Origin of the sequence: Acidiphilium sp. PM (assembly GCF_000219295.1) — a bacterium.
Lineage (GTDB): Bacteria > Pseudomonadota > Alphaproteobacteria > Acetobacterales > Acetobacteraceae > Acidiphilium > Acidiphilium multivorum.
Window position 1 is genome coordinate 1 of sequence record NZ_AFPR01000016.1, and the last position, 20,431, is coordinate 20,431.

Annotated in this window: 20 protein-coding genes; 8 read left to right on the forward strand and 12 right to left on the reverse strand. The window is 68.1% G+C overall.

The genetic code is table 11. The annotated features are described in order from the left end of the window. From APM_RS23015 to APM_RS00355, 7 genes are all read right to left on the reverse strand, one after another. Nucleotides 1-1,403, reverse strand: a 1,403-nt coding sequence (locus APM_RS23015; protein ID WP_007421360.1) for a glycosyltransferase family 39 protein, incomplete at its 3' end; no start/stop codon positions are given. Between the two features lie 60 nt (nt 1,404-1,463). Then, entirely contained in the window at nt 1,464-2,723 is a 1,260-nt protein-coding gene (locus tag APM_RS00330; RefSeq protein WP_007421361.1) for an FAD-binding oxidoreductase, read from the reverse strand. Nucleotides 2,724-2,728: 5 nt separating this feature from the next. After that, complete coding sequence (locus APM_RS00335; protein ID WP_007421362.1) at nt 2,729-4,069, reverse strand: glutamine synthetase family protein; 1,341 nt, start codon at nt 4,067-4,069, stop codon at nt 2,729-2,731. A 135-nt stretch (nt 4,070-4,204) separates the two neighbouring features. Then, nucleotides 4,205-5,281 carry a spermidine/putrescine ABC transporter substrate-binding protein gene (locus APM_RS00340; protein ID WP_011941593.1) on the reverse strand — a complete coding sequence of 359 codons (1,077 nt, stop codon included), beginning with the start codon at nt 5,279-5,281 and terminating at the stop codon, nt 4,205-4,207. A 72-nt stretch (nt 5,282-5,353) separates the two neighbouring features. Then, nucleotides 5,354-6,196: an ABC transporter permease gene (locus APM_RS00345; protein WP_007421364.1), complete on the reverse strand. Its 843-nt coding sequence runs from the start codon at nt 6,194-6,196 to the stop codon at nt 5,354-5,356. Between the two features lie 7 nt (nt 6,197-6,203). Further along, nucleotides 6,204-7,136: an ABC transporter permease gene (locus tag APM_RS00350; RefSeq protein ID WP_007421365.1), complete on the reverse strand. Its 933-nt coding sequence runs from the start codon at nt 7,134-7,136 to the stop codon at nt 6,204-6,206. Next, nucleotides 7,133-8,206, reverse strand: a complete 1,074-nt coding sequence (locus tag APM_RS00355; protein ID WP_231844475.1) for an ABC transporter ATP-binding protein — start codon at nt 8,204-8,206, stop codon at nt 7,133-7,135. The genes APM_RS00350 and APM_RS00355 overlap by 4 nt, the downstream gene beginning before the upstream one ends. Before the next feature lie 423 nt (nt 8,207-8,629). Between APM_RS00355 and ald the strand changes: the two genes are divergently transcribed. The 5 genes from ald to APM_RS00375 are packed head-to-tail and all read left to right on the forward strand — an operon-like array spanning nt 8,630 to nt 13,351. Continuing rightward, a complete protein-coding gene (ald, locus tag APM_RS00360) occupies nt 8,630-9,745 on the forward strand; it encodes an alanine dehydrogenase (RefSeq protein WP_007421367.1) in 1,116 nt (371 codons plus the stop codon). Between the two features lie 2 nt (nt 9,746-9,747). Further along, complete coding sequence (locus APM_RS00365; protein WP_007421368.1) at nt 9,748-10,359, forward strand: cupin domain-containing protein; 612 nt, start codon at nt 9,748-9,750, stop codon at nt 10,357-10,359. 52 nt (nt 10,360-10,411) lie between these two features. Continuing rightward, a complete protein-coding gene (locus APM_RS21240) occupies nt 10,412-10,555 on the forward strand; it encodes a capsid protein (protein WP_138919125.1) in 144 nt (47 codons plus the stop codon). Between the two features lie 56 nt (nt 10,556-10,611). After that, on the forward strand, nt 10,612-11,988 hold the full coding sequence (locus tag APM_RS00370) for an aspartate aminotransferase family protein (protein ID WP_007421369.1): 1,377 nt from the start codon (nt 10,612-10,614) through the stop codon (nt 11,986-11,988). Nucleotide 11,989: 1 nt separating this feature from the next. After that, nucleotides 11,990-13,351, forward strand: a complete 1,362-nt coding sequence (locus APM_RS00375; RefSeq protein WP_007421370.1) for a glutamine synthetase family protein — start codon at nt 11,990-11,992, stop codon at nt 13,349-13,351. A 12-nt stretch (nt 13,352-13,363) separates the two neighbouring features. Here APM_RS00375 and APM_RS00380 read toward each other — a convergent pair whose 3' ends face one another. Beyond that, nucleotides 13,364-14,452, reverse strand: a complete 1,089-nt coding sequence (locus tag APM_RS00380; RefSeq protein ID WP_007421371.1) for a PA0069 family radical SAM protein — start codon at nt 14,450-14,452, stop codon at nt 13,364-13,366. 88 nt (nt 14,453-14,540) lie between these two features. Then, the gene (locus APM_RS00385) at nt 14,541-15,983 is read right to left on the reverse strand and encodes a mannose-1-phosphate guanylyltransferase/mannose-6-phosphate isomerase (RefSeq protein WP_007421372.1); all 1,443 of its coding nucleotides are present in this window, start codon (nt 15,981-15,983) and stop codon (nt 14,541-14,543) included. Nucleotides 15,984-16,068: 85 nt separating this feature from the next. Between APM_RS00385 and APM_RS00390 the strand changes: the two genes are divergently transcribed. Together APM_RS00390 and APM_RS00395 are read left to right on the forward strand one after the other, a co-directional pair. Next, on the forward strand, nt 16,069-16,857 hold the full coding sequence (locus APM_RS00390) for a creatininase family protein (protein WP_039887360.1): 789 nt from the start codon (nt 16,069-16,071) through the stop codon (nt 16,855-16,857). Beyond that, nucleotides 16,854-17,777 carry an EamA family transporter gene (locus APM_RS00395; protein ID WP_007421374.1) on the forward strand — a complete coding sequence of 308 codons (924 nt, stop codon included), beginning with the start codon at nt 16,854-16,856 and terminating at the stop codon, nt 17,775-17,777. The genes APM_RS00390 and APM_RS00395 overlap by 4 nt, the downstream gene beginning before the upstream one ends. 35 nt (nt 17,778-17,812) lie before the next feature. Here APM_RS00395 and ispD read toward each other — a convergent pair whose 3' ends face one another. Both ispD and APM_RS22160 read right to left on the reverse strand, forming a co-directional pair. Next, the gene (ispD, locus tag APM_RS00400; protein ID WP_007421375.1) at nt 17,813-18,508 is read right to left on the reverse strand and encodes a 2-C-methyl-D-erythritol 4-phosphate cytidylyltransferase; all 696 of its coding nucleotides are present in this window, start codon (nt 18,506-18,508) and stop codon (nt 17,813-17,815) included. A gap of 150 nt (nt 18,509-18,658) precedes the next feature. Beyond that, nucleotides 18,659-18,796, reverse strand: a complete 138-nt coding sequence (locus APM_RS22160) for a hypothetical protein (protein ID WP_172637311.1) — start codon at nt 18,794-18,796, stop codon at nt 18,659-18,661. Between APM_RS22160 and lpxC the strand changes: the two genes are divergently transcribed. Continuing rightward, entirely contained in the window at nt 18,764-19,714 is a 951-nt protein-coding gene (lpxC, locus tag APM_RS00405; RefSeq protein ID WP_013639515.1) for a UDP-3-O-acyl-N-acetylglucosamine deacetylase, read from the forward strand. The genes APM_RS22160 and lpxC overlap by 33 nt on opposite strands. A 40-nt stretch (nt 19,715-19,754) precedes the next feature. Here lpxC and APM_RS00410 read toward each other — a convergent pair. Continuing rightward, nucleotides 19,755-20,431: ATP-binding cassette domain-containing protein (locus tag APM_RS00410; protein WP_007421377.1), on the reverse strand; the 677-nt coding region annotated here is incomplete at its 5' end.

Genomic DNA, 20,431 nt, shown 5'->3' on the forward strand with positions numbered 1-20,431 from the left:
TTGAACAGGGCGGCGAGACGCGGCACCAGCGCGCGGCTGGCCCCATCCGCCTCGATCCGTGCGACGGCGATGCGCGGATACGGCCGTGCCGCCGCCAGCAACGCCGCTCCCGCCGCCCGCGCCACCAGAATGTGCATCTGCGCCGGCGCCGCCGCCACGAACGGTCCCGGCACGCCCACCCCGTCATTGCCGAACGGGACAATGACCAGCGTGCCCGCCGGCAGACGCGCCGCCGCCCGCACCATGCGGGCGGCCGGCTGCATCGTCGCCGGCGAAAGCGCGAGCCCCGCGATCGACGTCGCCCCGACCGCCAGCGAGGCGGCAAGCGCCCACGGCCGCCGCCGCAGCGAGGCGGCCAGCGCCAGCCCGGCGAAGGGCAGGCCGAGCCACACATAGCGCATCTCAAAAGGCTGGTTGCCGAACGCCGCGCCCAACGCCAGCAGGCCGAGCGGCGGTGCCGCGAACCCCGCCGCGAGCAGTGCCCGGTCATCCCGCCCGAGCGCCCGCCGCCCGTCGTGAAGGACGAGGATCAGCAACCCGGCCAGCCCCACCCCCAGCACCGCCGCAACCGGCATTGCGAAGGCGGCCGGCACCTCGCGGGGCAGGGCGCCGAGCAACGCGCCGGCCTGGTCCCGCGCCAGCGCGCCCAGCGCCGGGGCGAGGCGAAACGGTGGAAACTGCCCCCGCCGCGACCCCGCCTGGGCGAGAAAAAACCACAGCCCCGCCGGCAGGAACGCCGCCCCGCCCAGCGCCGCCGCCAGCCACACTCGCCATTGCCGCCACGTCATCCAGGCCAGCCAGAGACCCACCGCAACCGCGGTAAAGCTGGCGAGGTAATTGCTGAAACACGCGGCCCCCAACAGCGCGCCGGCGCAAAACCCGGCGCGGGCGCTGCCGCCGCGCGCCGCGTCGATCGCCAGCAGCGTCCCCGCCATCGCGCAGAGCGTCGCCAGCGCGAAATCCCGCGCCACGATGCCGGTATAGGCGAAGCCGTAGAACAGCGTCGTGATCGCGATCGTGAGGGACGGGCTGATGCCCATCCGCAAGGCGATCCGCCCGAGCAGCGCCAGCGCGCCCAGCGTCTCCACGACCGAGAGCAGCCGCAGCCGGAACAGCCCGACCCCGAGCGCGTCGCGCCAGAGCGACAGCAGCCAGAAATACAGCGGCGGATGCACATCGCCCCGCCGCAAGCCCGTCGCAATCGCGCCGAACCCCGCATGGCCGCGATAGAACGCCCGCGCCGCGCCGGCGCCGAAGGGCAGGGCGGGCCAGTCCGGCCGCGGATGCCCGGCAACGAGGAAGACGGAATAGAACTCGTCATACTCGCCGCCGCGGCGCCACGCGATCGCGACGAGCAGGATCGCGGCGCCGCACAGCGCGGGCGCAAGGCGGGCAGGGCGCATGGCTTCAGCTCCGGGCTTACCCCGAATAGCAACCACAGGTTGTTGTTTCTGGCAACCCGGTCAGAGCATGTCCCGCAGCCGGAACCAGCTCGTCGCCAGCACCAGCGTCGGCATCCGCAGCAGCGGGCCGCCCGGAAACCGCGCATGCGGAATGCGGGTGAAGGTGTCGAACCGCTCGGCGCGGCCGGCCACCGCCTCGGCCATCAGCCGGCCCGCAAGCCCGGTCAGCGCCACGCCATGTCCTGAAAACCCCTGGGCGAACAGCACGTTGCGGCCGAGTCGGCCGAAATGTGGCAGCCGGTTGCGGGTGATCGCGACATTGCCGCCCCACACATGCTCAGCCCGCGCATCCGCGAGTTGCGGAAAGGCCCGCTTCGCCCGCGCCAGCATCGCCGCGCCGAGATTGGGCGGCGGCAGCGTGGAATAGGACACCCGCCCGCCGAACAGCATCCGGTCGTCGGCGCTGCGGCGGAAATAGTCGAGCACGAAATTGAGGTCCGCCACCGCCTCGTCATGCGGAATGAGGTCACGCACATCCGCCCGCGCCTCGGTCGCGACGATATAGGTGCCGACCGGCATCACATAGCCGGCGATCGGCCGCACCAGCGTGCCGAGATAGGCATTGCCGCAGATCAGCAGATGCCCCGCGCGCACGCTGCCGCGCGCCGTCTTCAGCACCACCTCATCCCCCGACGTGATCGATGCGACCCGCGTGCCCGTATGGATCACGGCGCCCGCCGCCATCGCCGCATGGGCAAGGCCAAGCGTGTAGTTCAGCGGATGGATATGGCCCGCGACCGGGTCGAGCAGCCCGGCGAGGTAGCGCGGGCTGCGCAGCCGCTCCTGCAGCGCCGCACCGCGCAGCAGCCGGAACCCCTCCAGCCCGAGCGCCTCGAGTTCCCGCTGCCAGGCTTCGAGCTCGCCCACCTGCCGGTCCTTCACCGCCACATGCAGATAGCCCCGCCGCGGGTCGCACGGCATCGCGAACCGCGCGATCTGCGCGTGCACGAGGTCCACCGCCTCGATCGACATCTCCCACAGCGCCTTCGCCACAGAATCGCCGGCGAGCCGCCGGAGCTTGCCGAGATCGGCGGCGAAGCCCGGCAGCACCTGCCCGCCATTCCGCCCCGAGGCGCCGAAGCCGATGCGCTCGCCCTCCAGCACGACCACGCGATAGCCCCGCTCGGCGAGGTGCAGCGCCGCCGAGCATCCGGTCATTCCCGCGCCGATGATCGCGACATCGCAGCGCAGGTCGCCTTCGAGCGGCGCCGTCGTCGCGTCATACCGCGCCGTGGTCTCGTAGTAGTTCGACAGGGCCATGCGGTTCAGACGTTCAGCAGCAGGTGTTCGCGTTCCCACGAGCTGATCACCCGCAGATAGGTCTCGTATTCGAGCCGCTTCACCGCGACGAACACCTCGACGAGCTTCTGCCCGAGAATGTCGATCAGCGGCCGCGCCTGTTCCATCATCTCGAGCGCGTGCGAGAGTTCGCGCGGCAGCGAATAGGGTTGCGAATAGGCCGAGCCGCGGAAGGCCGGAGTCGGCGTCAGCCCTTCCATCATGCCGAGATAGCCGCAGGCGAGCGAGGCGGCGAAGGCGAGATAGGGATTCGCGTCCGCCCCCGGCACGCGGTTCTCGACGCGCATCGCGCCGGCCTCGCCGTAAGGCACACGCAGGCCGCAGGTCCGGTTATCATGCCCCCATTGCAGGTTGATCGGCGCGTTGGAAAACCGCGTGAGCCGGCGATAGGAATTCACGTTCGGCGCGAAGATCGGCATGATCGCCGGAATGTATTTCTGCAATCCGGCAATGAAGGAAAGAAAAAGCTGGCTCGGCCGCCCGTCCTGGTCGGCGAACAGGTTTCGCCCGGTTTCGAGGTCGACCACGCTCTGGTGCACATGCATGGCGCTGCCCGGCTCCTGGCCCATCGGCTTGGCCATGAAGGTGGCATACATGTCGTGGCGCAGCGCGACCTCGCGAACCGTGCGCTTGAAGAGAAACACCTGATCGGCCCGGTTCAGCGGATCGCCGTGCAGGAAGTTGATCTCGACCTGGGCCGCCCCTTCCTCGTGGATGAGCGTGTCGAGATCAAGTTCCTGCATTTCGCAGAAATCGTACATCTCCTCGAACAGCGGATCGAATTCGTTCACCGCGTCGATCGAGTAGGATTGCCGCCCGGTTTCCTGCCGCCCGGAGCGGCCGACCGGCGGCACTAACGGGTAGTCAGGGTCGGTATTGCGCCCGACCAGATAGAACTCCAGTTCCGGCGCGAGGACGGGTTGCCAGCCACGCTCCTTGTAGAGTTCGAGCACATGGCGCAGTACCTGCCGTGGCGCGATCGTCACCGGTCGGCCATTCGAATACTGGCAGTCGTGGATGATCTGCGCTGTCGGCTCATGCGCCCAGGGCACGAGGCGGACGGTCGCGGGATCGGGGATCAGGTTGATGTCGATGATCGCAGGGTCGGTCAGCGTGTCTTCCGGGTCTTCCGGATATTCTCCCGTCACGGACTGGATGAAAATGCTCTCCGGCAGGCGAGGTGCGCCGCCGCGAAGGAATTTCTGCGCGGGCATGATCTTGCCACGCGGGATGCCGGTAATATCGGGAACCAGACACTCCACTTCAGTGATGCGGTGTTCGTTGAACCATTCGGCCAGGTCGGTCATGTGTGCCTCAGGAGCAGTCCCGGCGGGAACATGATGTTCCACCGGCGACGATGCCCGGTTTCGGATGTGTGGCGTGGGGTCCGCGGTCCCGCCGCCACGGTTCCGGCGCGCCCGGCTCGGGCGCGCCGTCGTCGTTCAGTGCTGGCGGACCGCGGTCCAGATCGCACCGAATTCCTTGGCCTGCGCCGGCGTCAGCGCGGGAAGGAAGCTGAGCCGCTTCATCTGCGCCGCGGTCGGCGTGACCAGCGGCTGCTTGATGGCCTTGTCGAGATACGGCTCCGAGGCCGCATTCGGGCTCGGATACATGTTGAAGTTCGACAGCTCCGCCCCCTCCTTGGCGCCGAGGATGAAGTTGATGAACTTGTAGGCGAGCTCGGGATTCGGTGCGTGGGTCGGGATCGCCATGTTGTCCACCCAGGCCTCCGAGCCTTCCTTGGGCAGGATCCAGCCGATATTGAGGCAGGTCTTGTCAGCATAGCACTGCGCGACGCTGCCGCTCCAGGTCATCCCGATCGCGACGACGCCCTTCTTGAGCTGCTGCATCGTCGGATCGCCATCGACGAAGCCGGAGAAGTTCGGCCGCTTGACCTGCTTCTCGATCAGTTTCGCCGCCTTGATCCAGGCGGCCTTGGTCTTGCAGGCGAAGCCCTCGCCGAGATAGGCGCAGGCCGCCCCGATCAGATCGCGCCCCGAACCCTTCATCATCGAGAACGGGTAGCTCGCGTTGTATTTCGGGTCGAACAGTGCTGCCCAGCTCTCGGGCGGGTTCTTGATCTTGTCCTTGTTGTAGCCGATCACGATCGTGCCCCACTGATAGGGGACGACGTGAGTGTCGTGCGGATCGTAGCTGACGTTCTGGAAGCGCGGCAGCAAATTCTTGAAGTTCGGCAGTTTGGACTTGTCGAGCTTGCGGATCAGCCCCTGCTGGACGAGCTGCGGAATGTAGTAGCTCGACGGGACGACCACGTCATACTGCGAGTCGCCGCCGGCACGCAGCTTCGCGTCGAGTTCGGAATTCGAATCGTAGTACGTCTGCACGACATTGCAGCCGCAATAGGCCTCGAACTTCTTGATCAGGCCCTTGCCGATATAGTCCTGCCAGTTGAACAGGTAGAGCGTCTTGCCCGCGGCATGCGCGGCCGGCGCGCCACCGCCGATCGCGATGAGCGCGGCAAGCGCACCTCCCGCGATCTTCCCCATGAGTCCCTTCATCAAAAACCTCCTGTAGCGTTGATTCATCCGCGTTGCCGCGTCGTCATCCGTTGCCTGTGCGGCTCGTCCGTCTCAGTCTCCAGGTCGCGCGACGAGCTTTCGCGCCCGGTTTCTCGTGAACATGTATTGCAGCAGCCCGGTGCCGATGACGGTGGCGATCATCAGCGTGGCCAGCGCGTTGATGTCGGGCGACACGCCCTTCCGCGCCACCGCGCTGTAGATGTAGATCGGCAGCGTCGTGCTGCCCGGCCCGGCGGTGAAGAAGCTGATCGTGAAATCGTCGATCGACAGCGTGAAGGCGAGCAGGAAACCGCCGATGATCGCCGGCCGGATCACCGGCACGGTCAGGTGCAGGAAGGATTGCCGCGCATCGGCGTAGAGATCGTGCGAGGCCTCGAACATGTTCGGATCGAGCCCCGACAGCCGCGCGAACACCACGAGGGCGACGAACGGTGCCTCGAAGGTGACATGCGCGATGCCCATCGTCAGCAGCCCGGCGGCCAGAAATCCGGTCGCGCTGTGGATGAAGCTGAAGAAGATCAGCTCCGAAATCCCGAACACCAGGCTCGGCATGATGATCGGCGTGTAGATGATCAGGCTCGGCAGCGCGCTGGCGATGCCGGTCGCGTTGCGGTCGCGGTAACGATAGAGGCCGAAGCCCATCAGCGTGCCCAGAGCCGTCCCCAGGATCGAGGAGCCGATCGCCAGCGTCAGCGATCGCCGGAACGCCGCGATGACCTCGGGCGAATGCAGCAGGTCGGCATACCAGTAGAAGGTCTGTCCCTTCGCCAGCGGCGGCGGCGCGAAGGAAAAGATCGCGATCAGAAGGAGTGGCGCATAGAGCAGCAGATAGACCGGCAGGCTCATCGCCAGCAGCGAACGGCGCGTCGATTTTCCCATCGAGATGGCCATCATCCGCGCCTCACATCATGCTCTCTTCGGCGCCGCCGAGCCGCTTGCTCAGCACGCGGAAGGCGAGCAGCCCCGCACAGGTGAACACCAGCATGAAGATCGTCAGCGCCGCCCCGTAGGGCCAGTTCGGCGTTTCCAGGAACTGCGAGGCGATCAGCGAGCCGATCATCATCGACTTGCCGCCGCCGAGCAGCGTCGGCACCACGTAATCGCCGAAGGCCGGGATGACGACGAGGATGATGCCCGAGAGCAGCCCCGGCAGCGTCTGCGGAAACACCGTGTTCCAGAACAGCCTGGGGCCGGAGGCGTAGAGATCCCGCCCGGCCTCGACCAGCGCCCAGTCGAGCTTCTCCGCCGCGGCGTAGAGCGGCACGACCATGTAGGGCAAATAATTGTAGGTCAGCCCGATCTGCATCGCGAGCACGCCCGGAAACAGGCCGAGATGCGGCTGCAGCAGCCCGAGCGACTGCACGAGATGCGACAGCGCCGATTCCGGCCCGAGCAGCTCCATCCATGCATAGGTCCGCACCACCTGGTTGGTCCAGGACGGCAGCACGATGAACAGCAGCAGAAGTGGCCGCGCCGCCGGCGGGCGGGTGACGATGTAGAACACGACCGGATAGGCGAACAGCACCGTCAGCACGCCGGCGCTCATTGCCTGGATGAGCGACCGCACGAGCACCGTGATGTTGCCGGAACTCCAGCCCAGGATCGAATAGCCGGCAACCTCGCGCAACGGCTGCAGGGTTAGCGGCAATTCGGGTCCACCATAGCTGCCCGAGGTGAAGAAACCGATGCCGAGCAGAATGGCGCTCGGCAATACGAGGAACAGCACGATCCAGGTGAGGCCCGGCCCGGCGGTGACCCAAAGCCGCAAGGCGCGGCCGAGGCGCTCCGCCCGCGCGGCACTGCCTCGCCGTGCGTCTGCCGTCGTTGCGCTCATGAGCCGATGAGCACGATATTTTCGGGCTTCAGCTCGCAGGTCACCGCCTCGCCGGGCCGCCAGCTGCGTTCGGCCGCCTGGTTGTTGGTGTCGTAGACGAGCAGCGGCGCGCCATTTTCCAGCTCCACCCGGTACTGCGTCGAGGCGCCCATGTAGATCGCCTCGCGCACCACGCCGGCAACCATGTTCGGCCGCCCCGTCGGTGCGCCGCTTTCGCTGTACATCCAGATCTTCTCGGGCCGGATCATCGCCGTGCCGGAGGCCGGATCCGGGTTGCCGATCGCCAGCGGCCCGAGCGGCGTGTCGATCAGCCCGCCGGGCAGGGCGGTGACTGGCCAGATATTCGACAGCCCCAGGAATTCGGCGACGAAAACGCTCGAAGGCCGCTCATACACATCAAGCACCGGTCCGACCTGGAGCAGCCGCCCGCGCTGCATCACCCCGATCCGGTCGCTCATCACCAGCGCCTCGTGCTGGTCGTGGGTGACGAAAATGAAGGTCATGCCAAGCCTTTTCTGCATCCGCATCAGCTCGACCTGCAATTCCGCGCGCAGCTTGGCGTCGAGCGCGGAAAGCGGTTCGTCGAGCAGGACCACCTCGGGCTCGTTGACCAGCGCGCGGGCGAGGGCAACGCGCTGGCGCTGCCCGCCGGAAAGCTGCGCCGGATTGCGATTGGCGAAGGCGTCGATCTGCAGCAGTTCCATGATCCGCCGTGTCCGCTCGCGCCGTTCGGCCTTCGCGACCCCCCGCATCCGCAGCCCGAAGGCGATGTTCTCCGCCACCGTCAGATGCGGGAACAGCGCATAGGACTGGAACACCGTGTTCACCGGACGGCGATGCGCCGGCACCGCCTGCATCTCTCGCCCGGAGACCAGGATGCGTCCGGAATCGGGTGTCTCGAAACCGGCGATCATGCGCAGCAACGTGGTCTTGCCGCAGCCGGAAGGGCCGAGCAGCGTGAAGAATTCGCCTGGATGTATCACCAGATTGATGCGGTCTACGGCAACGACATCGGCGGCGAAAACGCGGCTGATGTCTTCGAGGACAATCTGGCCGCGTCGATCGGCCACGGCCGGTTCGCTTGCTGCGTCGTGCGGTTTCATGGCCGCCGAGACTACCGGGCCCGCCATCAGCCGCAAGCCCCCGTTGATGACGTTCGCGCGGCGCCACGGCGTTCCGGCGCAGTAATCCACTTCATGCGATCTCCCAGCTTTCGGGCAGGTGGTCCCTGCCGGACGGTTCGGTTCTTGTGCTGGCTTATGCTCCCAATGCGCAAAGCATCGCGAAAGTCGCGACGGTCGTCAAGAATAATCAACGACAAAATATCATGATGTCGAAATTTCCCGGGACGGCACAGGATTTCGGTTGAAAGATTTGGTCTTTCTTTGCGGAATGTAAGCGACGATCGCGTAAGCTGGTTGCGCGAGCGGGATGGCGCGGCTAGGCTCTGATTATTATTCTAAACACTACAGCGTCGCGAAAGGATTCTGTCCATGCTGATCGGCGTTCCGCGGGAGATCAAGAACAACGAATTCCGGGTCGGCCTCACGCCCGCTTCGGTGCGCGAGCTGCACGCAAACGGCCACCGCGTGCTGGTTGAAACCGGCGCGGGGGAGGGGATCGGCATGGACGATGCGGCCTATGTGCGCGCCGGTGCCGCCATCGCCGCGGATGCCGCAACCGTCTTTGCCGAAGCCGAGATGATCGTGAAGGTGAAGGAGCCGCAGCCCGAGGAATGCCGCCGCCTGCGCCCGGGTCAGATCCTCTTCACCTATCTCCACCTCGCCCCCGATCCGGAGCAGGCGAAGCTGCTGATGCAGTCGGGCGCCATCGCCATCGCCTACGAAACCGTGACCGACGCGCAAGGCCGCCTGCCGCTGCTGGCCCCGATGAGCGAGGTCGCCGGCCGCATGGCGGTGCAGGTCGGTGCCGTGTCGCTGCAGAAGGCCGCAGGCGGCTTCGGCGTCCTGCTCGCCGGCGTGCCCGGCGTGCCGCCTGCCCATGTGGTCGTGCTCGGCGGCGGCGTGGTCGGCACTAACGCGGCCCGCATCGCTCTCGGCATGGGCGCCGATGTCACCATCCTCGACAAGTCGATCGCCCGCCTCGCCCAGCTCGACGATCTCTACGGGCCGCGGCTGAAAACGATGTTCTCCACCACGGAAGCGCTGGAGCAGACGGTCTTCAACGCCGATCTCGTCATCGGCGCGGTCCTCGTCCCCGGCGCCTCGGCGCCGAAGCTGGTCACGCGCGACATGCTCGGCCACATGCGCCGCGGCGCCGTGCTGGTCGATGTCGCGATCGACCAGGGCGGCTGCTTCGAGACCAGCAAGCCCACCACGCACGACAACCCGACCTACGTGGTCGACGGCGTCGTGCATTACTGCGTCGCCAACATGCCGGGCGCCGTCCCCCGCACCTCGACCTTCGCCCTCGCCCAGGCGACGCTGCCCTACGCGCTGCGCCTCGCCGGGCAGGGCTGGCGCGAGGCCCTTCGCGCCGATCCGCATCTGCGCGCCGGTCTCAACGTCGCTAACGGGCGGATCGTCCACCCGGCGGTCGCCGCAGCCCTCGGTCACGACCTGCTGCCGGTCGAGCAGGTTCTCGCCTGAGCATGGACGCCGACGCGCCCGAACCGCCAGACCCTCCCGACCCATCCGATCCGGCAACCGCCGCCGATGCGGGCGTCGGCGCGCGTTTGCGCCGGATGCGCCAGATCTTCGGCCTCACCCAGCGCGAGCTTGCCCGTCGCGCCGGCGTGACCAACGGCGCCATTTCGCTGATCGAGCAGGGGCGGGTCAGCCCGTCGATCTCCTCGCTGAAGAAAATCCTCGATGGCATCCCGATGTCCCTCGCCGAGTTCTTCACGCTCGATCTGACCGCGCCGGAGGATGTGTTCTTCACCGCCGCCGACCTTACCGAAATCGCCTTCGACGAGCGGATCTCCTTCCGCATGGTCGGCCGCCGCCTGAAGGACCGGGCGTTGCAGATGCTGCACGAAACCTACAGCCCCGGCGCCGATACCGGCGAGGCGATGCTCCGTCACGAGGGCGAGGAGGCTGGCGTCATCATCCGCGGCCGTATCGTCGTCACCGTCGGCGACCAGGAACGCACCCTCGGCGCCGGCGAGGCCTACTATTTCCGCAGCCGGATCCCGCATCGCTTCCGCAACCCGTTCGACGAGGTCTGCGAGGTGATCAGCGCCAACACACCGCCGAGCTTCTGAACCGGCACATTCCGGTTGAACAGCGCCGCCGGAGCCGATACTGTGTCACGCGATGACACGCTTCGGTGAAACCAGGTCCGATCCGGCCCGCCGCGCGGCGACGCTCCGCCTCGTCGCCCCGCGCGCCGGCCTCGACCTGCAAGCCGAGATGCTGCGCCTCTGCGCGCGAATCGGTTTCAGCCCGCCCCGCTCCTGATCGTTGCCGTCACGCGGCCCCGGCCGTCACCTACGCACGACACAACGGAGTAGATCATGTCCGATCAGACTATTGCCTTCGACTGGCAGGCGGCCGACGCTGCCCACCATCTCCACCCGTTTTCCGACCACAAATCCCTCCACGAGGGGCGCGTCCGCATCATCACCGGCGGTGACGGCGTCTGGCTGACCGACGATCAGGGCCGCCGCGTCCTCGATGCGATGGCCGGCCTCTGGTGCGTCGCCGCCGGCTACGGGCGCGAGGAACTGGTCGAGGCTTCGGCGGCGCAGATGCGCGCGCTGCCCTTCTACAACACCTTCTTCAAGACCTCGACGCGCCCGGTCATCGCCCTCGCCGAGCGTCTCGCCGCGATGGCGCCGGGCGACCTGAACCACGCCTTCTTCGCCTGCTCCGGCTCCGAAGCGGTCGATACCGCGCTGCGCATGGCCCGCACCTACTGGATCACACGCGGCAAGCCCGCCAAGCGCATCGTCATCGGCCGCGAATACGGCTATCACGGCTCCACCACGCTGGGTGCTGCCGCCGGCGGGATGAAGGACATGCACCGCCAGGGTGCCGCGCTGCCCGATTTCGCCCATATCATGCCGCCCTACTGGTATGGCCGCGGCAGCCAGATGGACCCGGCCGAATTCGGCCTGCACGCCGCCCGCGCGCTGGAAGCGAAAATCGCCGAACTCGGTGCCGACAACATCGCCGCCTTCATCGGCGAGCCGATCCAGGGCGCCGGCGGCGTCATCATCCCGCCCGCGACCTACTGGCCGGAAATCCAGCGCATCTGCCGCGAGAACGACATCCTGCTGATCGCCGACGAGGTGATCTGCGGCTTCGGCCGCACCGGCCGCATGTTCGGCTGCGAAACCTTCGGCATCCAGCCTGACATGATGACCCTCGCCAAGGCCATCACCTCCGGCTACGCGCCGCTCTCCGCCGTCATGGTGGGTGACCGCGTGGCCGAGGTGCTGATCAACGAGACCGGCGAGTTCTATCACGGCTTCACCTATTCCGGTCATCCGGTCTCCTGCGCCGTCGCCCTCGCCAATCTCGACATCATCGAGCGCGAGGATCTTGCCGCCCGCGCCGCCGCCAGCGGCGAGATCCTGCGCGAAAGGCTGCATGCCGCGCTGGACGACCTGCCGATCGTCGGCGAGATCCGCGGCGTCGGCCTGATCGGCGCGATCGAGCTGACCGCCGACCGGCGCACCCGCCGCCCCTTCGAGAAGACGGGCCGCGTCGGCACGATCTGCCGCGACCACTGCTTCGCCAACGACCTGGTGATGCGCGCGGTGCGCGACACGATGGTGTTCGCGCCGCCGCTGATCATCGGCGAAGCGGAAATCGATGACATGGTCGCCCGCGCCCGTCGCGCCATCACCGCGACGATGGATGAAGTGCGCGGCGAGATGGCGGTCTGACATGGACGCGATGGCGGCGTCGGCGGACCGGCGCGCGCTGCTCGCCGATTGCGAGCTGATCGAGGCGTTCATCATCGATGTGAACGGCGTTCCCCGCGGCAAGTGGCTGCAGCGCGACCGGGCGGACGCGCTGTTTACCGGCGGCGTCGCCCTGCCGCGCTCGGCCTACCTGCTCGACATTTGGGGGCGGGACATCGTCGAGGGCGGCATCGCCTTCGACACCGGCGACCCGGACGGCAAGTGCTTCGCCGTGCCGCACAGCGTCGCCATCATGCCCTGGGCCGAGGGCCGCGCCGCCCAGGCGCTGCTCACCATGCAGGAGCCGGACGGCTCGCTCTTCTACGCCGATCCGCGCGGCGTGCTGTCCCGCGTGATCGACCGCCTCGCCGCGCGCGGCCTCACCGCGGCGGTCGGGATCGAGCTGGAATTCTACCTGCTCGACCCGAACCGGACCGGCGGGCAGCGTGTCGCCCCGCGCGGCGCCGATGAAAGCCACTGGCGCGGGTGGCAGACGGATACGCTGGGGCTCTGGGAGATCCACGACTACGAACCCGTGCTGCGCGATCTTCTGCGCGCGGCGGACGCCCAGTCGATCGCGCTCGACACGCTGATCAGCGAGAACGGCCCCGGCCAGTTCGAGGTCACGCTGCACTACGCGGCGGATGCGCTGCGCATGGCCGACGATGCGGTGCTGTTCAAGCGCTCGGTCAAGCACATCGCCCGCAAGCACGGCCTCGCCGCGACCTTCATGGCCAAGCCCTTCGGCAACTGGGCCGGCAGCGGCATGCATGTCCATGTTTCGCTGCTCGACCGCGCCGGCCGCAACGTCTTCACCGGCGATGCCGCGCGCGCCGCCCCGGCACTCTACCATGCGCTCGGCGGCCTCGTCGCGGCGATGCCGGACACGATGCTGACCTTCGCCCCGCACGCCAATTCCTACCGCCGCTTCGCCCCCGGCACCCATGCGCCCGTCTTTGGCGACTGGGGGCACGACAACCGCATGTCCTCGATCCGGGTGATCAATGCCGACCCCGCCGCGGCCCGCATCGAGCACCGCGTCGCCGGGGCCGACTGCAATCCCTATCTCGTCCTCGCCGCCCTGCTCGGCGCGATGGACAAGGGGATCGGGGAGGGGGCCGATCCGGGCGAGGAAACCTTCGGCGACAAGGTGGCCGCCACCGCGCCGCGCCTGCCAATCGCCTGGAGCCAGGCCACCGAGCGCTTCGCCAGCTCGCCCCTTACCCGCGCGATCTTCGGCGAAAGCTTCCAGTCCATCTTTGCCGCCTGCAAGCGCCAGGAAATCGCCGAGTTCCGTCGCCGGATCTCGGACGTCGAGTACGACGCCTATCTGAAGAACGCCTGACCCGGCGCCACGTCAGAACAGCGAAAGCTGGGCGGATGCCGCCTTCGCCGGCGGCTTCGCGAACTGCCCGCAATCGAGCGGCGGCGGCGCGTCGCTCAGCCCGAACTGCCGCGCCGCCCGGTGGAAGCGCGCGCGCAGCAGCGCGGCATATGCGCCGGTGCCGCGGAACCGGCTGCCGAACGCGGCATCGTTGAGCGCGCCGCCGCGGGTCTGGCGGATCAGGCTCAGCACATGCGCGGCACGGTCGGGCATGGTGCGCTTCAGCCAGTCCTCGAACAATGCGCCGAGTTCGTGCGGCAGGCGCAGCAGGATGGCGCTGGCGCAGGACGCGCCGGCCCTGGCGCTCGCTTCGAGAATCCGCTCGAGCTCGGCGTCGTTCACCCCCGGTATCATCGGCGCCGCCAGCACGCCGACCGGAATTCCCGCCGCCTTCAGTCCGGTGATCGCATCGAGCCGCCGCCCCGGCGCCGCCGCGCGCGGCTCCATCGCCCGCGCGAGTCGCGCGTCCAGCGTCGTCACCGAGAGGTGCACACGGGCCAGGTTGCGCGCTGCCATCCGCCCGAGAATGTCGACATCCCGCAGCACCCCGGCCGACTTGGTGACGATGGACACCGGATGCCCGAACCGCTCCAGAACTTCCAGCACCGCGCGGGTCAGCCGCAGCTGCCGCTCCACCGGCTGATACGGGTCGGTGTTCGATCCGAGCACGATCGGCGCCGCCTGGTAGCCCTTGCGCGAAAGCTCCCGTTCCAGAAGCGTCGCCGCCTCCGGCTTGAAGACCAGCTTCGTCTCGAAATCGAGCCCCGGCGACATGCCGATCCACGCATGGGTCGGCCGCGCATAGCAATAGATGCAGCCATGCTCGCAGCCCCGATAGGGATTCAGCCCGCGATCGAAGCCGAGATCCGGGCTGTCGTTCCGGCTGATGACCGATTTCGTCGCATCGCGGATCAGCACGGTGGCCGGTGGCGGCGGCGCCTCGTCCAGCGTGCCCCAGCCGTCATCGAATGCGTCCTGCCGCACCGTCTCGAACCGGTTCGGCGGGTCCAGTCTTGTGCCGCGACCATCCGGCCGCAGCTTTCGGGGAATGACCGTTTCCATGTTCTCGTTCCGTTCTTGGTCAACACACCGGAATTCCGGCGCGAAGTCAAGAACAAAAACGGAACATGGACTGTTTCAGCTACGCCCGTCAGCTACGCCCGTATGTATCCTCGAAGCGGACGATGTCGTCCTCGCCGAGATACGAGCCCGACTGCACCTCGATCAGGGTCAGCGGAATCTTGCCCGGGTTCTCCATCCGGTGCACGCAGCCGAGCGGCAGGTAGATGCTCTCGTTCTCGCGCACGAGAAGCGTCTCCTCGTCCCGCGTCACCAGCGCCGAGCCGGCCACCACCACCCAGTGCTCCGCGCGGTGGAAATGCTTTTGCAGGCTGAGCTTCGCGCCCGGCATCACCACGATACGCTTCACCTGGAAGCGGTCGCCCTGGATCAGGCTCTCATAGAACCCCCAGGGGCGGTAGACGCGGTTGTGATCCTCGGCCTCGGGGCGCTTCAGCCGCTTGAGCGCGTCCACCACGCGCTTGACGTTCTGCGCCTTGTCGCGGTGCGCGACCAGCACGGCATCCGGCGTTGTGACCACAACGGTATTCTCGAGGCCGAGCACCGCCGTCACCGCGCCGTCGCTGCGGACATAGCAACCCGTCGAGTCCTCGATCACCGCATCGCCGAGCGCCGCGTTGCCTGCCGCATCCTTCTCCGCGATCTCCCAGATCGCAGACCACGAGCCGACATCCGACCAGCCGAGCGAGGCCGGCACGACCACGGCGCGATCGGTCTTTTCCGCAATCGCGTAGTCGATGCTGATTTCCGGCGAGCCGCGAAAGGCCTCCGCATCGAGCCGGATGAAATCGAGGTCGGGGCGGCGCGTGTCGAATGCCGCGCGCACGCTGCGGGCAACTTCGGGAGCGAGGCGCTCCATTTCCGACAGCATGGTCCGGGCGGTGGCGACGAACATGCCTGAATTCCAGTAATGCCGTCCGTCGGCGATCAGCGTCGCCGCCGTCGCGGCATCGGGTTTCTCGACGAAGCGGGCGATGCGGAACGCGCCATGATGCCCGGCGAGCGTCTCGCCCTGCTCGATATAGCCATAGCCGGTCTCGGCCACGCTCGGCCGCATGCCGAAGGTCACGATGTGACCCTCCCGCGCGGCGGCGGCGGCGATGCCAAGCGCCTGGCCGAGGGCGGCCGCATCCGCGATCGAGGCATCCGCGGCCATGATCCACATGACCTGATCCGGATCGCCCTCCGCCACCAGGAACGCGGCGGCCGCGATCGCCGGCGCGCTGTTTCGCCCCACCGGTTCGAGCAGGATCCGCGCCCCCGTGTGCCCGCTGCCGCGCAACTGCTCGGCGACGATGAAGCGGTGCTCGTCGTTCGCCACCACGATGGGTGCCGCGAACAGCTCGCCCTGCGCGCGCGACGCCGTCTCCTGCAACATGGTGCGCGAGGAGATCAGGGGCCAGAATTGCTTGGGATAGGATTTGCGCGACACAGGCCACAGCCGCGTGCCGGTCCCCCCCGCAAGAATGACCGGAACGATTCCGGCGTCGCGCGCTTGTGTCTGATCAGGCATGCAGGCTCCCCCAAATCATCGCAGCTTCATTGCCAGCGGGCCGCCATTGCGTCCAGCATGGCGTCGTGTGGAACAGGATGAAAAAATGGAAAAGACCGGGCTCGACGATCTGACAAGCGCCGAACTGCGCGCCCTGCTGCCGCGCCGCCCGCTCGTGCTCCTGCCGCTCGGCAGCCAGGAGGATCAGGGCGCCCACGCACCGATGGGCGATTTCCGCCTCGCCGCTGCCCTGGCCGGGCGGATCGCGCGGGCGGCAACCGAGGCCGGCACATTGACGCTCGCCGCACCCGCGCTGCCCTTCGGCGCGGCGGACCATTTCGGCGCGGTTCCCGGCGGCCTCGCCCTCGCGCCCGCGACATTCCGCGCCGTACTCGCGGACCTGATCGCCGATCTCCGGCGCACCGGACTCGACCGCATCGTCATCCTCAACGGACATGGCGGCAACGCGCCGCTGGTGCATGAGGTCACCCTCTCGATCCGCCGCGCTGGCGGGCCGATCATCCCTTCGTTCTATCTCTGGAAGGTCGCCCGCCGGCTGATGGAGCGGCGGATCGGCCCCGCTGCCGGCCGGTTCGGCCACGGCGCCGAGCCGCTCGCCTCGATCACCCTGGCCCTCTGCCCCGATGCCGCGCGGCCCGACCTCGCGGTGAAGCCCGCACCCGGCGCCAGATTGCTCGGCTGCCCGGTCATCGGCTTCGGCACGATCGGCTTCGAGGACGTCGAGATCGACGCTCCGGCCGAATATCCCGAAATCGCCCCGTCCTCCGCCACGGCTGACGCCACCGGCGCCGATCCCGCCCTCGGCGCCGCCGTCATCGCCGACCTCATCGCCCTCGCCGTCCGGTTCTGCGCCCATGTGGCCTCCCTGACATGAGCCTCGTTCCCGCCTGGATTCCGATCACCATCGCCGCCGCCCTGTTCCAGGTCTGGCGCACGGCGCTGCAGGCCCGGCTGCGCGGCGCGCTCAGCGCCCCGGCGGCGGGCTTCGTCCGCTTCGTCTATGCTCTGCCGGCCGATATCCTGCTGCTCGGCGCCGCCCTCTTCCTGCTCCGGCGGTCCCTGCCGGCGATCCCGCCCGCCTTCGTGCTCGACTGTCTTGCCGGCGGCGTCGCGCAGATCTTCGGCACCATGCTGCTGATCATGGCCTTCGGCCATCGCAACTTCGTGGTCGGCACCGCCTATGCGAAGACCGAGGCGGCGCAGCTCGTCATCTTTTCCGTCCTCGTCCTTGGCGTGCGCATCCCGCCCGAGGCGATCGTCGGCATCATGCTTGCCGTCGCCGGCGTTCTCGCGCTGTCCTTCGCCGGCCAGAAATTCTCGGCCGCCGACCTGCTGCGCGCCTCGGCGCAGCCCGCCGCCCTTTGCGGTCTCGGCTCGGGCTTCAGCTTCGCCGTCACCGCGATCCTGCTGCGCAACGCAACACTGACGCTTGGCGCCGACACGCCGGTCCTGCTCAAGGCGCTGCTGACCCTGACCGTGACCAACGCCCTGCAAACCTTGGCACAGGGCGGCTTCATGGCGTTGCGGAACCGGGCCGAGCTTGCGAAATGCTTCACCCTCTGGCGGCGCGCCGCGCCGGTCGGCGTGCTCTCGGCCTTCGGCTCCGGCTGCTGGTTCGCCGGATTCGCGCTGACCAACGTCGCCCTGGTGCGTGGCCTTGGCCAGATCGAGATCCTGTTCACCCTCGCGGTCGGCCATTTCTTCCTGCGCGAACGCACCAAACGCGGCGAGATCACCGGCCTCGTGCTGGTCGGGCTTGGAGTCGTGCTGATCGCGGCGGCCGGAATCGGTTAAGGCGTCGCGCCGGGGCCGGGCAGGGCAGGGCGGCCCTATCCCGCGAGTGCGCGCGCCCGTTCGCGAAGCAGCGCCTCGGCCCGCAGCAGGTCGGCCTCCGTGGTGATCTTGAAATTCTCCTCGCTGCCCGGAACCATCTCGATCGCCAGCCCCGCGAGTTCGGCGACCGCGCAGTCATCGGTGAAATCCCGCCCCCGATGCGCCGTCTGCGCCAGCCGGTGCGCGCCGAGAATTGCGTCATAGCGGAACCCCTGCGGCGTCTGTGCCCGCCACAGATCGGCGCGGTCCACCGTGCCGGTCACGATCGCGCCGCTGCAGCGTTTCAGCGTATCGGTCACCGGCACGCCGACCACGGCGCCCGGCACGCGGTCGAGCGCGCCGATCACCGCGCCGATCACGTCCGGCGCCACGAACGGCCGCACCCCGTCATGGATCAGCACCCTCTCCGGTGCGACGCTGGCGATCGCCTCAAGCCCGTTGCGCACCGATTCCTGCCGCGAGGCGCCGCCAGCGACCGGTTCCGGCAGGCCAAGCCCCGACATCGCCTCGTCATACAGCGCGCGGTCCGCCGGATTGATCACCACGAACACGGCGCGCATCGAGGCATGCCGGCGCAGTGCCTCCGCCGTGCGGCGAAGGATCGGCACGCCGTCGAGCAGGCGATACTGTTTTGGAATGGGCCCGCCGAGGCGATGGCCCCGGCCGGCGGCGACGATCAGTGCAACGGTCATGCGGTCCCCGGCTCGGCGCGGCGGCGCCGCGCTTCGGCTCCCTGAAAGCAGAACCGGCCGGCAAAGGCAAACCGCCTGGCGCGGGCTTGTGATCGGATTATGTCAGCCCCGCCACGAAAACAACAAAATCATAGGCTTATACAGAAATAATCAGAAATATTCATTGATTTCCCCATAACGCCCGACCGGGCTAGTTTGCAGCGCAATAAGGATGGCGGTCGGCCATCCTGCGCTCACCGACAAGGCTTCTATTAGATGATGTATGCCGCCGCACAGTTTCATGGCCATGTCGCACCCGGGCAGGATGTCCCGGTGCCGCGACGTGGGCTGAGAGCGGCGATCTCCTGCCGCGGCGTCGGGCTGCACGGCGGCCAGGAGGTGAATTTGCGTTTTGCCGCCGCCGAGCCGGGCAGCGGCATCCGCTTCCGCCGGACCGATCTCGGCGTCACGATTCCGGCCCGTCACGATCTCGTGGCCGACACCAGGCTCTGCACCGTGCTGGCCGATCCGGCCCGGCCGGAGGCGCGTATCGGCACGGTCGAGCATGTGATGGCCGCGCTCGCAGGCCTCGGTATCGACGATGCGCTGGTCGAGGTCGATGGCCCGGAAATCCCCATCCTGGACGGGTCGGCGGCCGAGTTCGTCTTCCTTCTCAACTGTGCCGGCATCGTCGAGACAGGCTTGCCGCGCGACATCATCGAAATCCGCCGCCCGGTCCGCGTGAGCGACGGCTCTGCCTTCGCCGAGTTGCGGCCCGCGGCGCAAGGCGAATATGGCTTCTCCGCCGCGCTCCAGATCGACTTTCCCGCCCGTGCCATCGGCCGCCAGGCCCTCTCGCTCGAGATCACGCCCGAGAGCTTCGCCGCCGAACTGGCCCGCGCCCGCACGTTCACCATGAAGCAGGACATCGATCGCCTGCGCGAGGCCGGGCTTGCCCTCGGCGGCACGCTCGCCAACGCCGTGGTGGTCGACGGCGATGAGGTGATCAACCCCGAGGGCCTGCGCAGCCCGGATGAATTCGTCCGCCACAAGCTGCTCGACGTGGTGGGCGATCTCGCCCTCGCTGGCGCCGCGATCCGCGGCCGCTTTGTCGGTGCCCGCACCGGCCACCGGCTCAACAATCTGCTGCTCCGCGCCCTGTTCGCCGATCGTGCGAACTACCGCTTCGCCGGCGTGGCGGAGCCGGACCTCGCCGCCGTTGCGTGACGCGGGGCGCCACCGTCCGCGGCGCTGCCATAACTCCTGATCATCTGGCCGCCGGCGTCAGCCTGCCGTTCTGCAGCCGGTAAACCCGGTCGAGTCTTTCGACCCCGGTCAGCCGGTGGGTGATCATCAGCACGGTGCGCCCCTCCAGCGTGTTGTTCAGCGTCGCGAGGAAAGCGCGCTCGGTCTCGAGATCGAGGCCCGAACACGGCTCGTCGAGGATCAGGATCGGCGCCGGGCTCAGCAGCGTGCGCGCCAGCGCGAGGCGTCGGCCCTGGCCGCCCGAGAACTGCGATCCCTGCTCGCCCACCCAGGCCTCCAGCCCGTCCGGCAGGGCGCGCACCATATCGGCGATGCGAGCCGCCTCCAGCGCGGCCCAAAGCGCGTCGTCATCCGCATCGTCGCGGCCAATCAGCAGGTTGTTGCGGATCGTGTCGGCGAACAGATGCGTCGTCTGCGACAGCCACGCGATCCGCCTTCGCACATCGGCCGAGCGCAGCGTGGCAATATCGGTGCCGCCGAGCCGGATCTGTCCTTCATCCGGCGAAACCAGTTTGAGGGCCAGCGCCGCGAGTGTGGACTTGCCCGCCCCGGACGGCCCGAGCACCGCGATACGAGATCCCGCCGGTATATCGAGCGACAGATCCTCGAACACCGCCTGCCCCTCCGGTGTCCAGCGGAAGGCGACATGTTCGAAGGCGAGCGCGTTGCTCCCCGGCA